At 59.6% G+C, this 14,128-nt stretch carries 15 protein-coding genes; 5 read left to right on the forward strand and 10 right to left on the reverse strand.

Annotation, left to right across the window (positions count from 1 at the left end):
- The first annotated feature begins 15 nt into the window (after positions 1-15).
- Positions 16-1,308 (forward strand): L-fucose:H+ symporter permease, encoded by a 1,293-nt coding sequence (fucP, locus tag JAO77_RS16540; protein ID WP_198991510.1) that lies wholly within the window; start codon positions 16-18, stop codon positions 1,306-1,308.
- A gap of 118 nt (positions 1,309-1,426) precedes the next feature.
- Here the strand turns inward: fucP and proC are convergent, their stop codons facing one another.
- The 6 genes from proC to JAO77_RS16570 all read right to left on the reverse strand — a co-directional run bounded on the left by proC (position 1,427) and on the right by JAO77_RS16570 (position 7,034).
- A complete protein-coding gene (proC, locus tag JAO77_RS16545; RefSeq protein ID WP_198991511.1) occupies positions 1,427-2,227 on the reverse strand; it encodes a pyrroline-5-carboxylate reductase in 801 nt (266 codons plus the stop codon).
- 162 nt (positions 2,228-2,389) lie between these two features.
- Positions 2,390-3,529, reverse strand: coding sequence for an acyltransferase family protein (locus JAO77_RS16550; RefSeq protein ID WP_235998478.1), 1,140 nt, complete (start codon positions 3,527-3,529; stop codon positions 2,390-2,392).
- 170 nt (positions 3,530-3,699) lie between these two features.
- Positions 3,700-5,541, reverse strand: coding sequence for a glycoside hydrolase family 10-like protein (locus tag JAO77_RS16555; protein WP_198991513.1), 1,842 nt, complete (start codon positions 5,539-5,541; stop codon positions 3,700-3,702).
- 73 nt (positions 5,542-5,614) lie between these two features.
- Complete coding sequence (locus JAO77_RS16560) at positions 5,615-6,232, reverse strand: DUF1684 domain-containing protein (RefSeq protein WP_198991514.1); 618 nt, start codon at positions 6,230-6,232, stop codon at positions 5,615-5,617.
- A gap of 109 nt (positions 6,233-6,341) precedes the next feature.
- Entirely contained in the window at positions 6,342-6,650 is a 309-nt protein-coding gene (locus tag JAO77_RS16565; RefSeq protein ID WP_198991516.1) for a hypothetical protein, read from the reverse strand.
- An 87-nt stretch (positions 6,651-6,737) separates the two neighbouring features.
- Positions 6,738-7,034: a hypothetical protein gene (locus JAO77_RS16570; protein WP_198991518.1), complete on the reverse strand. Its 297-nt coding sequence runs from the start codon at positions 7,032-7,034 to the stop codon at positions 6,738-6,740.
- A gap of 132 nt (positions 7,035-7,166) precedes the next feature.
- On the opposite strand from JAO77_RS16570, the gene JAO77_RS16575 reads away from it, so the two are divergent.
- Entirely contained in the window at positions 7,167-7,874 is a 708-nt protein-coding gene (locus JAO77_RS16575; RefSeq protein WP_198991520.1) for a hypothetical protein, read from the forward strand.
- A gap of 225 nt (positions 7,875-8,099) precedes the next feature.
- Positions 8,100-8,372: a hypothetical protein gene (locus JAO77_RS16580; protein ID WP_198991521.1), complete on the forward strand. Its 273-nt coding sequence runs from the start codon at positions 8,100-8,102 to the stop codon at positions 8,370-8,372.
- Between the two features lie 74 nt (positions 8,373-8,446).
- Here the strand turns inward: JAO77_RS16580 and JAO77_RS16585 are convergent, their stop codons facing one another.
- From JAO77_RS16585 to JAO77_RS16600, 4 genes are all read right to left on the reverse strand, one after another.
- Entirely contained in the window at positions 8,447-9,013 is a 567-nt protein-coding gene (locus JAO77_RS16585) for a hypothetical protein (RefSeq protein ID WP_198991523.1), read from the reverse strand.
- A gap of 77 nt (positions 9,014-9,090) precedes the next feature.
- Positions 9,091-9,891 carry an N-acetylmuramic acid 6-phosphate etherase gene (gene murQ / locus JAO77_RS16590; RefSeq protein ID WP_198991525.1) on the reverse strand — a complete coding sequence of 267 codons (801 nt, stop codon included), beginning with the start codon at positions 9,889-9,891 and terminating at the stop codon, positions 9,091-9,093.
- A 25-nt stretch (positions 9,892-9,916) separates the two neighbouring features.
- A complete protein-coding gene (locus JAO77_RS16595; RefSeq protein WP_198991527.1) occupies positions 9,917-10,168 on the reverse strand; it encodes a cytochrome b5 domain-containing protein in 252 nt (83 codons plus the stop codon).
- Positions 10,169-10,276: 108 nt separating this feature from the next.
- Positions 10,277-11,464 (reverse strand): formimidoylglutamase, encoded by a 1,188-nt coding sequence (locus JAO77_RS16600; RefSeq protein WP_198991529.1) that lies wholly within the window; start codon positions 11,462-11,464, stop codon positions 10,277-10,279.
- A gap of 159 nt (positions 11,465-11,623) precedes the next feature.
- On the opposite strand from JAO77_RS16600, the gene JAO77_RS16605 reads away from it, so the two are divergent.
- Together JAO77_RS16605 and JAO77_RS16610 are read left to right on the forward strand one after the other, a co-directional pair.
- Entirely contained in the window at positions 11,624-13,423 is a 1,800-nt protein-coding gene (locus tag JAO77_RS16605) for an AMP-dependent synthetase/ligase (RefSeq protein WP_198991530.1), read from the forward strand.
- Positions 13,424-13,608: 185 nt separating this feature from the next.
- On the forward strand, positions 13,609-14,085 hold the full coding sequence (locus JAO77_RS16610; RefSeq protein ID WP_198991531.1) for a MarR family winged helix-turn-helix transcriptional regulator: 477 nt from the start codon (positions 13,609-13,611) through the stop codon (positions 14,083-14,085).
- Positions 14,086-14,128 lie beyond the last annotated feature (43 nt).

A 14,128-nucleotide genomic window follows, 5' to 3' on the forward strand; every position in this document is an offset into this window, starting at 1 on the left:
CCATTCATCCCACCTATGCAACCTACTGCGACCGTTAGCCCACCCGCGAAAGCCCCGTTTACAGAGAAGAAATACATTCCCACACTGGTTTTTGTCTCGTCGCTGTTCATGCTTTGGGCCATCGCCATCACGATGGGCGACGTGCTCAATAAGCACTTCCAAAACGTGCTCAACGTAAGCAAGGCGCAGTCGGGGCTGGTGCAGTTTTCCATCTTTGGGGCGTATGCCGTGATGGGTATTCCGGCCGGCTTGTTCATGAAGCGCTTTGGCTACAAGCGCGGCGTGCAACTGGGCCTAGGGCTGTATGCGCTAGGGGCCTTCCTATTTGTGCCCGCGGCTAATGCTAGCTCATTTGGCTTCTTCCGCGGCGCGCTGTTTGTGCTCGCCTGCGGGCTGGCTACGCTGGAAGCTGTAGCGCACCCCTTTATGGCCGCGCTCGGCGACCAGCGCACCAGCGACCAGCGCCTCAACTTCGCGCAGTCGTTCAACGGCCTCGGGGCAATGATAGGGCCGCTGCTGGGAAGCTACTTCATTCTTAGCGGCGAAAACTCCCACACGGCCGGCGACCTCACTTCGGTAAAAACGCTGTACCTGTTTATTGGCAGCGTGATTCTGGCTATTGCCGTGGCGTTTTCCTTCGTGAAAGTGCCTGCTCTACAGGACGCCCACGCCGCTGATGCCCACGCCGACACCGAAGCCGGCTTCTACGCAGGCACTGCCGACGCGCCGCCCGCACCTAAGGGCTTGTTGCAGCGAGCGCATTTTCGGTGGGCTTGGCTAGCGCAGTTTCTCAACGTGGCCGCGCAAGGCGGCACCTGGGCCTTCTTCATTAACTATGGTGTCGAAAAAATGCACTTCACCGATAAGGTAGCCGGCAATTACTTCTCTCTATTTATGGGGCTGATGATGGGCGGACGCTTCGTAGGCACCTTCCTCATGCGCTACATAGCCCCTAGTCGGCTGCTAACTGCCTTCGCTCTGGCTAATGTGCTCATGTGCCTCGTGGTGGCCCAAAGCTGGGGCTGGCCCTCGTTCATAGCGCTGCTGCTGATTAATTTCTTTTTCAGCATCATGTTCCCCACTATCTTTTCGCTGGGTATTAAAGACCTAGGGCCCCAGACCCAGCAGGCATCGTCCATCTTAGTAATGGCGGTAGCGGGCGGCGCAGTTTTTCCCTACCTAATGGGGAAAATTGCCAACCACGACATTGCGGCGGCCTATTACCTGCCTATTATTTGCTACGCCTTCATCGCGTTGTTTGGGGCGCGGCTCTACCGGGTAGATAAAGTAGCCCACCCACGCTTTTAGCAAAACGAACGCCTGTCATGCGGAGCCCCGCGAAGTATCTCTATCGGTCTGGTAGAGATACTTCGCGGGGCTCCGCATGACAGGCGTATTTGTAGGTAGGCTGCCTCTTCTCGGCTGGCTATTTACCTAGCTCTTCGGCGCGGTCGCGGGCGGCGGTAGCCCCGGCAATAAGCCCTTCGCGCACGGCAGTTTGTCCAAAGGCGCGCATGGCTGCTTCGGTGGTGCCGCCCTTCGATGACACGCGGGCTATCCAGTCTTGGCAGCTGAGGCCGGCCTGGCTGTAAAGCTCCACCGCGCCGCGGAAGGTTTGGCTGACCAGCAGCTCGGCCTCGGCGGGCGCAAAGCCCATTTGGGCGGCGGCGGCCATGAGGGCTTCCATACAGTAGTACACGTAGGCCGGGCCGCTGCCCGAGATGGCGGTGCTAGCGTCGATGGCAGCTTCGTCTTCTACATACACCGTTTTGCCAGTAGTTGAGAGCAGGTTTTGTACCTGCACCAGTTCGGCGCGGGTCACTTCATCGGTGCTGGTGAAGGCCGTCATACCCATGCCGATTTGGGCGGGTAGGTTGGGCATGGCCCGAATCACTTTGGGGGTACCTAGGGCCTCGCGCAGAGTCTTTATCTGCACCCCCGCCATGATGCTGATGATAACCTGCTGCGGCTGCACCAGCCCGCGCAACTGCTCAAATAGCGCGCCCGAATCCTGCGGCTTCACGGCCAGAATAATGATATTGACGCCCGGCACGCAGTCTTCGGGCCGGCCCCAGGCAGTACCAATTTCGTGAGCGGCCAGCGCCGCTACGCGCTCGGGCGAGCGGGCCAGCAATCGCAAATCGAGGCGTGAGGTAACGTGGGCGCGCACAAAACTGCGGGCGTAAGTAAGACCCATGTTGCCGCCACCAATGATAAGAATTTTCATGACCTAGCGCAGGCCAATGCTTCGGAATGAAGGACCGGCTTGCCTGAAAGTTGAGGCAAAATTTCTTAGCTATCAAATAGTTGCCTTGTATGCAACTATGATGCAATTGTAACAAAGCTTATTTTGCAACACTGCTACAACAAGCTTGCTACTAGGCTAGCCTTAGACTTTCCATATCCATCGCCGATGGTATAAAAAGTTCAGCACGACCATCCAGATAAGCAAACATACCACTGCGCCGGCTAATGACGCATTGCGCGGGTCGCTAAAAAATGGGGCGATGCCGCTCTGGTATAGCCACTCTTGTAGGCCCATTTCCTGGCCGCCGGGCCCAGCTAAGTGAAACATCCCGAACGTGCGCGAGAGAAGCGCCGACCCCACAAATACTGCAATGGCATTGACCCCAAACGCGATGGCGGGCGTGGCCCAGCGCCGGTAGCCTTGCACGTCGCACAGCCAGTAGAAGCTAGCCAGTACCACCATCGCCAGCCCACCAGTGAAGAGCACAAAGGAGCTTGTCCAAAGGGCTTTGTTGATGGGAAACCAGATATTCCAGAGCAGCCCTAGGAGGGCCACCAGTACGCCCGCACCGAGCAGCCCTCGCACTTTGGCCGGGGCCCCTAGGTCGGGGCGCCGCAGCCACTGCGCTGCTAATCCGCCTAGTAGGCCGGTACCTAGGGCGGGCAACGTGCCGAGCAGGCCCTCAGGGTCCCAGGTGCGCGACTGCTTCCAGAGGTGCGGCTCCGTAAGCACCAGGCGGTCGAGCCAGGCACCTAGGTTGGTAGTAGGCTCTAGGTTGGCGGGGCCAACGCCAGGCACGGACACGAGTTGAAGCAGGGCGGCGTAGCCGAACAAAAAGACAACCAGCAGCACTACGCGCGTGCGCCAGCTAGTTTTCAAATACAGCACGCTGCACCCCAAATACACCAGCCCGATGCGCTGCAACACGCCCAAAATCCGCACCGTCGAAAAGTCGAAATGCGGATAGAGCGACGTTAGCAGCCCCAGCCCAAACAACACCGCCGCGCGCCGTAGCACCTGCGCCAACACGGGCCCTTGTGGTTCGTGGCGCTGCTTTACGCCGGCCAGGGCATAGACCAAGCTGACCCCCACGATGAAGAGGAAGAAGGGAAAAACCAGGTCGGTGGGCGTGCAGCCGTGCCAGGCGGCGTGCTCTAGCGGCGGGTAGATGTGGCCCCAGTCGCCGGGATTGTTTACCACGGTCATCGCCATCACGGTGAGTCCGCGAAAGACGTCGAGACTGATGAGGCGGCTAGGGGCGGCGGGAGTAGCAGTGGGCATAGGCAGCGGCGCGCACATGAGCGCAGAAGCTGCAAAGTAGCTTACTAACTAAAAAAGGACTGTCATGCTGACGAAGGAAGCATCTTATCGCGCTGCAATGAGGCATTCGACCTTGATAAGATGCTTCCTTCGTCAGCATGACAGTCCTTGATTTAAGGTAACTGCCTAGGTTACTTCAAGCCGAACAAGCGAGCGAAGAAGCCGCGGCGCCGCTTTTTCACTGGCTCCTTGGTTTTGACTTTCACTTTCGCAGCTTCGGCGCGGGCTATTTCACCGGCTACTGGCGAAGCCGGACGGGCAGCGGGCTTGGGTGCGGGCGGGCGCACGGCCACCGGGCGGTGGTCCTGGGCCGGCATATTGAGCGGCGCGGCGGCTAGCACTTCCACCGGCAGCTTGCCTTCGGAAAACACCCGAAGCGGCGCGCTCTCGTTGTGCAGGCGGTCTACGGCCGTGAGGAAGTACGCGTAAGCCGTGCCTTGGCGGGCTGTGGTGTCGGCAAAGGTGGCGGGCTGCCCTAGGCCAGTGGGCCGCACCACGGCCAGGATGTGGCGCGGGTCGGCGGGCGACATGACCTGGCCGCGCTCGAAGCGGTAGAGCACGTAGTAGGCGGCTAGGTCGCCGTCGGCGGCCGGCACGGGGTCGGGCGCCCAGGTAAGGGTGGCCACGGCGCGGGTGCGGTTGAGCACCATTTCGCGCACCGGGCGCGGGGCCAAACTATCAAGCCAGGGCATGGTGGGCACCAACGCCGGGGCGCGGTACAAGTCGAGGCGCAGCGAATCGGTGGTGTGCAGTGGGTTATTCAGCAGCGAATTAGCTGAGAAATACACGCTACCCTGCACGTCGTCGGGGTAGTTGCGGTTGAGGCGCACCTGGCCGGGCAGTTCGCGGGGGTTGCGCCAGGCGGTATCGGAGCGGGTGCTTTCGCGCATGCGGTACATGCCGTGGCCGATGTAGAGGTGGCGGTCGAAGCGGTTGCGCGCCCACCAATCCACCATCGTGGCGTAGGGCACCAGCTTAAACTTGGTGCTCCAGTACAGCTGCGGCACGATGTAGTCTATCCAGCCTTGGCGCAGCCACAGCCGCGAATCGGCGTAGAGGTTGGAGTAGCTAGGCTGCCCGGCGCGGGTGTCTGAGCCGTCGGGGTGGGCGCTCTTATTCATCCACACGCCGAAGGGCGAAATCCCGAATTTCACCCAGCGCTTAGCCGCCCCTATGCTGTCGTGCAGGTCGTGAATGAGCGTGTTCACGTTCTGGCGGCGCCAATCGGCCAGCCCTAGGTTATCGGGGTTTTGCTCGGCAAAGGCTTGCTCGTCATGAAAGACCTGGCCCACCTCGGGGTACGGGTAGAAGTAATCATCAAAGTGGACGCCATCAATGTCGTAGCGGCGCACTACATCAAGTATTACGCGCTTGATGTGAGCGCGCACCTGGGGCAGGCCGGGGTTGTAGAGGTACTGCTTGGCGTAGCGGATAAACCACTCGGGGTGCTGGCGCAGCGGGTGGTTGGGGGCCAAGGAGCGCGTCACAGTATCCATGGTGGCCCGGTAGGGATTGAACCAGGCGTGGAATTCCATGCCGCGCCGGTGCGCCTCGGCAATGAGAAAAGGCAGCGGGTCGTCACCCTCGCTAGGCGCCTTGCCTTGGCGGCCGGTAAGGTACCGGCTCCAGGGCTCTAAATCAGACTTGTAGAAGGCATCCGACGCGGGCCGAATTTGCACGAACACCGCATTGAGGCCAGCACGCTGGCCGGCGTCGAGCAGGCGGCGGTACTCGCGGCGGTACACTTCCGGCGATTCGCCGCGCTGGGTGGGCCAGTCAATATTGGCCACTGTGGCAATCCAGAAGGCGCGCAGCTCGCGCTTGGGTGGGGCCGGCACTTCGGCGGTTTCGAGCAGCACGTCCGCTCGCGTGAGCCTAGGACTAGGCAGGGCGGCCTGGGCCCGCAAGGCCCCCGGACCAGCCCACGAAAACACAACGAGCAGCAGGCAATAAACTAACGAGAAAGAACGCATCAACGGCAGGCGGGCAGCAAAAATCACGCTGCAAGTTACGCCGCGCGCGCGCGGGCCGCCGCGGTAGCCTGCCTCAATGGTCGCTCTGCACCCCAGCCGGAATGGGTACTACCAGGCGGTTTTCGGCAGGCGGAATGGGACACGAGTAGGCGTGATTATAGGCGCACGATGGATTGTAGGCGCAGTTGAAATCGAGGGTAATCAGCGCAGTACCAGCGGGCGGAATGCGCAGGTCGATGTAGCGCCCGCCGCCGTAGCTGCCGTGGCCGTTGGTGAGGTCGGTGAAGGGCAAAAACAAGTAGTCGGCAAAACCTGGCTTTTGCATTAGGGCAAGACTTTGGTACACGGTCAGGCGCTGGGGTTGGCCGTTTAGCTCAAAGCGCAGTTCCCCATACTTGCGGTACATGGGCAGCCGGCTAGTGCTGGTGGGCATGGCGAATGGCAGGGCCGTGGAATCGCGCACCAGTTTGGCCACCACGCAGTATTGGTAGACTACCGGGTAAAAAGGCAGGCTCTTAAAGGCCGCCCGCTCGGCGGCCGACAGCGGCGACTCGGCCGGGTCGCTAAACTCGTGATTGATTTTTTGCTGAAAGGCCGCTACCTGCTGGGCATGAGCGGTGGGCGTGGGCCGCGCCTGCCCCAGCACACCTAGGGGTAGCAGCGCGGCAGCTACTAAAGCAACAATTTTCATGGGCTAAATAACGGCTCCATCAGCGCCATTTTTCACTAAAGCAAGCACAAAAAAGGCCGCCGCAACAGTAGTTGCAGCGGCCTCTTACGTAGCTTATCGCCTAGGTCGGCTATACCGCGTTGTTGCCCTCTTGGGCGGCGTTGGTCGGTTTTTCGTCGGCGCGGTCGGGCGTGGTATCGGCGGGCGTCTGCTCGCCGCCTTCGAGGCCGGTGGTCTGGTCCGAGTCGCCGTAGTCGCCGCGGATGCCAGCGCCGTCGCTACCAGCGAGGTCCGACTGGGTTACAGTTTCGGGGTTGCCGCTGGCGTTGGGGTCTGGGTCAGCGTCTTGGTTGGTGATGGGGCCACCCGTGCTGGGCACTTTGTTTTCTTCAATGTCAGAAGGACGGCCGGCGTCGGGGGCAGGATTCGGAGTAACCATGAGGATGGGGAAGTTAGAATAAGAAAAGGAGGATGGGGAATGAGATTTCCGGGCACAGGCGCTTACTCCCATTACCCATTGCGCTCATTACCCTAGGTTGACCTGGCCGATGCTGCTGCCGCTGCTAGCCGTGCCGCCGCTCACGCCACCGCCCTTGATGGCGCCTTCGTTCTGGTCAGCCGACTCAATGGTGCCGTCTGCTTTATTGGCAGGCACGGCGTCGAGGTTAGTGGGGCCAGCGTTGCCGCCGCTGCCCGAGTTGTCGTCGGCGTTGCCGCCGTACAGGGCGTCGGGGTTGGTGGGCTCTTGGCGGCCGTCGGGTTGGTATTGGTCAGACTGCGTGGGCTGGGTAGCCTGGTCTTGCTCGGAGCGGGTGGTAGGCATGGGAGAAAATCGAAAAAGTGAACTGCCCTAGGTGTACGCACAGCGGCGCGCCTGGTTCAGGCTGGGCCGTATTCCGTTTTTGTCGCCAACTTGGCCGCAGCAACTCTTAATTAGTGCTCCCTCATTCGCCTCATGGCTCGCTTTATCACCTATCATCTTGCTGCCACTGCTGCTGCCGGCGCCCCCACCAAGGCTGGGCTTGCGGCAGGCGCAGCCAGCCCTCCCAAACGGTGGCTCCGGCCCCTGGCCGGCCTGCTGCTGGCTACCAGCAGCCTAGTGCTGTGGCAGTGCCAGCCCGCCACTCCTACCGAGCAATCGGCGGCATCCGCCACGCCGGCCGACTCGCTGAAGCTCGAAACTGCGGAGGCTACGCCCATTCCCAAGTTTGATACCGAGAGCCCCATTTTGCGACAGCTGGCTCTGCTGCCTGCTGCCGAGCGCAACATTGCCCCGGCCTCTATGCGCCGGTACCAGCTCCTCACCCGCCGTTTTTGGCTGGCGCACTACTCCACCGATTTTCTACTGAAAGAAGCAAAAACGCCGCCTGCCAATCTGCCCGTATTTGCGCAGCAAATGGCTCTTACGCAGGGCCATTGGCGCGTGGTGCGCGAAGGCATCGACCAAACCAAGGGCCTCCCCCCTACCATGGCCGACCACCTCCAACGCATGCAGCAAGTACAAGAAATCCAACGGGCTGCCCTCGGCGACCTGCAGGCCGATGTAACCAACCAGCGCCCCCTAGCGCTCGACGCGGCCACCCTAGCAGCCCAGCCACAGGTAGCCAAGCTGCTGGCGCCCTTGCGGCGCAAGCCCGGCCCCATCAGGGTGCAGCTACATTAGGAGGCAGTAACTGCCACTGCCAATATAGTACTGCTTAGCAGCCTTAAACAAGCCTCCACGCCGCGCTTATAACCTGGTTTAGGCTTTTTGGAATGGAAGTTGATACCATTTAGCTTTACCGCAGAATCAAACAAAAAGCGTCAAAACTTCAATTCCTCTTTTGCTGCCTTTCGTTTAAGCCTCGCTTTCCTTCCATTCTTTTTTCACCAGTTCACCTTGCTTCCCATGAAAAATCTGCTGCTCCTAGCCGCTCTGGCCTTTGCCACTACCGAAGCGGCCACCGCTGCACCTAGCCAAACAGCGCCATCGGGCACCATGACCAAAAAAGAGCGCAAAGCCGCTCGCCAGGCTGCTCGCCAAGCTAAAGACCCCCAGGTGTATAAGGGCTCGGTAGCTGAGCAACGCCGCGTGTTGACCGATGCCCCCGGCGCCGAAGACACAGACAACGGCGATAACACGACTACCAAGTCAAAACGCAAATCAAAGTCTAAAGAGTAGCCTCAGCCGCTACTAAATCGAAAAAGGCCGCTCTACTGACGTAGTGCGGCCTTTTTCGATTTAGTAACTCAGCATCAACCTAGGCGATGGCGCAAGATGCTTTCCACCTTCTCGGCTAGGCGGCGGGGCTCGTAAGTGCGCCAGGGCAGGTCGTCAAGTTCGCCGCCAAAGTTGATGTAGTTGTCTAGGTTGTACTGGCTCATTTCGCGGCGCACGTGCTCCTGAAAGTTGATGCCCGCAATCCAGCCGTCTTCCACTTCCTCAAACCACTCCTCGTAGTAGCTGTCGTCGGAACCGTGAAAATTGAACACGTTTTCGCCGATGAGCACGAAGCGCTTGATGCCCTCGTGCAGCAGCACGTCCAGGATGTTGCGCTTCAAGCTCATGATGTCGTTTTCGATAGCATCGTTCCATTCGCCGATAAACTCCAGCACGGCGATGCCATCGTCGTAGTCGGCCCACAAAATCTTGAAAAATAGTGTGTCCGACTCTATACTATCCCACTGCGGATGAATGTAATAGCCGTAGATGGTATTGGAGTATGTGTCGAGGCTGTACTCGGCCCCGTAGAGCGGCGAGCGCGGGTCTTCGGCAGCCGAGTACTGCTCAATCCAGTTATAATGGGGCTCGATGGTGTGCATGGCAAATAGGCGAGCTAGGGCCGGCCTAGGTGCAAAAACGCCATTTGCGCTAAATCGTTCGGTTTAGCTTACTGCTCCTACCCCTGTTTTGCCAGCAGCGCCGCCCGCACCGAGCCATGTTTTTGTAGTAGCTCGGCCGCCTCGGGCTGGGCAATGCTGAGTTCGTCCATGAGCATGCGCTGGCCGCGGTCTACGAGCTTTACGTTGCTAAGCTGCATGTCTACCATTTTATTGCCGCGCACCCGACCTAGGCGGATGAACGTGGCCGTGGTAAGCATGTTGAGCGCCAGCTTTTGGCCCGTGCCGGCCTTAAGGCGCGTGCTACCTGTGATAAACTCGGGCCCGGTCACGACCTCCACCGGAAACTCGCAGGCCGCCGCTACCGCCGAGCCCGCATTGCACACGATGCAGCCGGTGGCTAGGCCGGCGGCGCGGGCGGCTTGCAGCCCCCCTATCACGTAGGGCGTGCGGCCCGAGGCGGCGATGCCCACCAGCACGTCTTTCTCGTTGGCCTCGAACTGCTGCAAGTCAATCCAGGCTTGATTAGCATCATCCTCAGCGCCTTCCACCGCCTTGCGGATGGCCCCATCGCCCCCGGCCATAATGCCCACTACTAGCCCGGCCGGCACCCCAAAGGTGGGCGGACACTCCGACGCATCAACTACCCCTAGGCGCCCGCTGGTGCCCGCCCCGATGTAAAATAGCCGCCCCCCAGCTTGCATCCGCGCCACAGTGGCTTCAATGAGCTTTTCGAGCTGCGGCAGGGCCTTTTGCACAGCTAGCGGCACGGTTTGGTCGAGCTGGTTCATACCGGCCAGAATGGCCGCGGTAGACAGCGTTTCGAGGTTGTTGTATTCGGAGGGTGTTTCAGTAGTCACGGCGAGAAAGAGTAAAAACGAACGGCTAGCTTTTCAGCCGACCAATAACTGGAAATTTATCGAATACCGTGGCAATGTGCGGCGCGTCTTCGTCGAGTTCGCGGGTCAGGTCTTGGCCGGCCCAGTGCTCGTAGTGGTTGCCACGCTGCCACAGCCGCGAGCGCGTCACGTCGTAAATAACACCTTGGTACGCCACCCAAATTTCGTCGCGGTCCTGGCCGTTGCGCAGGGCCAGTTGGCTTCGAGTATAGGTCTTTATATTTTCTTCGTCAGTCATGCTAAACAACGGTTGTCAGGCTGACAAAGGAGCATCTTATCACGCCAGGGCTAGTCAAGCGAACCTAGCAAGATGCTTCCTTCGTCAGCATGACAGGTGTAAGTAAACTTACCCCAACAGCGCCTGCGTCCGAATCCAGCGCTGCGGCAAGTCGCCCTGCGCAGCGTGCAGGTAGTCTTGGTGGGTGCAGGGCACAATGCGCTTCACCGAGTTATCGGCCAGGCTTTCCACTTCCATCCACCACTTGTCGGTGTCCGAGCGGCGCGATTTATAGAACACCAGTTCGGTCGGCGTGCCCTTGCCATTGCCCGGCAGCACCAGCGTGTAGGTAAGGAAACGGTACGTACCGAAGCCCGTTTCGGGCTTGCGATGATAGTAGCCTTCAATGAAGTACCACAGCATAGCCGCTAGCGTACCTGCCGCCAGGCCGTGCGGGTCATGGTCGGGCCGATAGCCGTAGAGGCCGATGGAGGTGAGCTGCTCATTGTGGCCCGCGTACCAGCAGAGCTGGGCCGCATCCTCGTTGCTGAGCCCAAACGGGCTGGCCGGATAATAGCCCGGCGCGTCTTGCCAGCGAATGGCCGCAATATCGAAGCTTAGAAAATTGGCCTGCCGCAGCACGGGCTCGGCCAGGCGGCGGTCGGTGCGCAGCTCACCCACACTCATGGTTTCGAAGTGTAGCTTCTCGAACGCAGCCAGAATGTCGGGCGGCGTGAGGTACTGCTGGTGCCCTAGGTGCGCGCAGCTAAACACGAAGTTGGGATGGTGCAGCAGCAGGCGGCGCAGGTGGCTGTCCTCAGCCGGGGTGCCGGGCATGGGCAGCGCCATATCGGGCCGCGAATCGACCACGGCAAAATTAATAGCTGGCGCTGGCTCGTCGTGCGGCGGCTCGTAGGCCAGAAACTGGCCGTAGTCGAGGTCGTGGCCGCCGCCCAGCAAGATGGGTATGGTGTTGGCTTCCAGCAAGGCGCGCACTATTTCGCGCAGGCGCTGGTAAGTATCTTCCAAGCTAAGGCCGGGGCGCAGGTTACCTAGGTCGACCAGGCGCAACGGGCCTGTGCTGCGCTGCAGCTGGTAAAAGCGCTGGCGCACGCAGTTGGCACCGTGCTGGCCCGCGGCGGGCGCGCCGGCGGCTGTGCCCCGCCACTCATCAAGGCCAATGATGGCCAGGTCGGCGCTGCGCCAGTCGGGGAAGGACTCAGCAAAGCGCGTGGCGTAGGCGGCTACCGTGGTGGGGGCGGCCGAAGGGGCGGTCAGCTCGTCGGGTAGCGAGTCAAAAAATAGAGCCAGATTCATTCGTTAGCGCGGCGGGGCGCGGCCAAATTTACACTCCGCGCCGGCCAGATTGGTTTGGCCCGGGCCCTGCCGAGTTATTGGGCGCACTGAGACCGGAAAATATTTCGGTAAAAAGCTTGTTTCTTTAACCCCGCATTCCCACGCCTCTCGCCCCCTTTTATGGACGTCCGCCGCTCCTTCGATATCCTAGCCAATCAGCTCGAGAAATTTCCCAAGCCCGACGCGCTAGCCGCTAAAATCAACGGCCAGTACCAGCCGCTCAGCAGCCAGCAGGTGCAGGACCAAACCAACCTAGTAAGCCTGGGCCTACTGGCCCTAGGGCTGCAAAAGGGCGATAAAGTGGCCATTATCAGCATGAACCGGCCCGAGTGGCTGCTCGCCGACTTCGGCATTGCCCAAATCGGGGGTACCAGCGTGCCCATGTACCCGAGCATCACGGTGGAGGACTACAAGTATATTTTCACTGATGCGGGCGTGCGGGCGGTTTTTGTAGCCGACAAGCAGCTATTTAATAAGGTAAAAGAAGCTACTGCCGGCCTCGATATTTCGCCCCAGAACGTTTTCACTTTCGATAAGGTAGCGGGCGCCCGGGACTTCGATGAACTGCTAGAGCTAGGCAAGCAAGGCAACCCTGCCGACTTAGAGCCGCTGAAGGCCGCCGTGCAGCCCGATGACCTGCTCACGCTCATCTACACCAGCGGTACCACTGGCGCCCCCAAGGGCGTGATGCTCAGCCACGACAACCTGCTCAGCAACTGCCGCAGCTCGGCCCGCTACGTACCCGTGGGCCAAGAAGACAAAGCACTCAGCTTCTTGCCTCTGTGCCACATTTTTGAGCGCATGGTGACGTATTTATACATGATACACGGCGTGAGCATCTACTACGCCGAGAGCATGGAAAGCATCGCCGACAACCTGCGCGAGGTGCACCCCAGCATCTTCACCACCGTGCCGCGCCTGCTCGAAAAGGTGTATGACAAAATCGTGGCCAAGGGCCACGAGCAAACCGGCATCAAGCACAAGCTTTTCTTCTGGGCGCTCGACCTAGGGCTGAAATTCGACACCCAGAAAAACCAAGGCTTTATCTACAATACCGAACTGGCGCTCGCCAACAAGCTTATATTCAATAAGTGGCGCGAGGCCCTAGGTGGCAACTTGCGCTGCATCGTCAGCGGCGGCGGGGCCTTGCAGCCGCGCCTGGCCCGCGTATTCTGGGCCGCCCAAATCAGGGTAATGGAGGGCTACGGCCTCACCGAAACCTCGCCCGTGATTGCGGTGAACGGCTACGAGCCCGAGAACAACATGATAGGCGCGGTGGGCCCGCTCATCGATAACATGGAAGTGAAGATTGCCGAAGACGGCGAGATTCTGACCAGGTCGGCCTCCGTAATGAAGGGCTACTACAACAAGCCCGAGCTCACGGCAGAGGCCATCGACAAGGATGGCTGGTTTCACACCGGCGACATCGGCGAGTTTGTGGATGGCCGCTTCCTGAAAATCACCGACCGCAAGAAGGAGATGTTCAAGACCAGCGGCGGCAAGTACATTGCCCCGCAAGTCATTGAGAACAAAATGAAAGAAGACCCGCTCATCGAGCAAATGATGGTCGTGGGGTCCGACCGCAAGTTTCCGGCCGCGCTTATCGTCCCGGCCTTCGACGAACTACAAAAGTGGGCTGGTAAGAACGGCGTCACAGCTACCTCGCACGCAGACCTAGTGAAGGACGAAAAGGTGGTAAAGCTCTACCACGACCTAGTAAAGAAGTACAACCAGGGCTTTGCGCAGTGGGAGCAGGTGAAGAAGGAAGTGCTGCTGCCGAACCTATGGACGGTAGAAACCGGCGAAATGACTCCTACTATGAAGGTGAAGCGTAAGGTGATAACCGAGAATAACAAGGATATCATCGAAGAGCTGTACAACCGCGCCGAGCGCGAGCCGCACACGGCTACACGTCATTAGAGATTCTGATTGTCATGCAGAGCGTAGCGAAGCATCTCGCGTGGAGCAGTAAACCCTTGCACAAAGAGTTACTGCTCCACGCGAGATGCTTCGCTACGCTCTGCATGACGGTTATTTTTATCACAAACTAGTATGCAAGCCTAATAAATTTCTTCGTAAGTTTACCGCACTTTCCCCGCCCGCGCATGAAACCCGAAGAAACCGTCGACTATAATATAAAAGTGGCCTGGCACGCTATTTCGCGCATGTACAATGTGCAAGCGGCCCGCTACGACATCACGACCAGCATTGGCTTCGTGCTCCTGAACATCGACCAGGAGCTGGGCACGCCAGCCACCAAAATAGCGCCCCTGCTGGGTCTCGAAACCCGCTCGCTCACGCGCATTTTGCGCAGCATGGAGGAAAAGGGCCTCATTTACAAGCAGGCCGACACCCTGGACAAGCGCTCGGTGCGCATCTTCCTGACCGACCTGGGGCTGGAAAAGAAGGAGGTTTCGCGCCAAACGGTGCGGCACTTCAACCAGAAGATGCGCGGCAAGATTCCGCAGGGCCAGCTAGATACCTTCTTCAAGGTAGCCGGCCAGATTACGAGCATGATTGAGGGCAAAACGCTATTTGATGACTTCGAGCTGAAGCCGCTGCGCAAGGAGATACAGCCGTAAAAACGTTTGTCATGCTGACGAAGGAAGCATCTTATCACGGCTA

Source organism: Hymenobacter sp. BT559, assembly GCF_016427535.1.
Lineage (GTDB): Bacteria > Bacteroidota > Bacteroidia > Cytophagales > Hymenobacteraceae > Hymenobacter.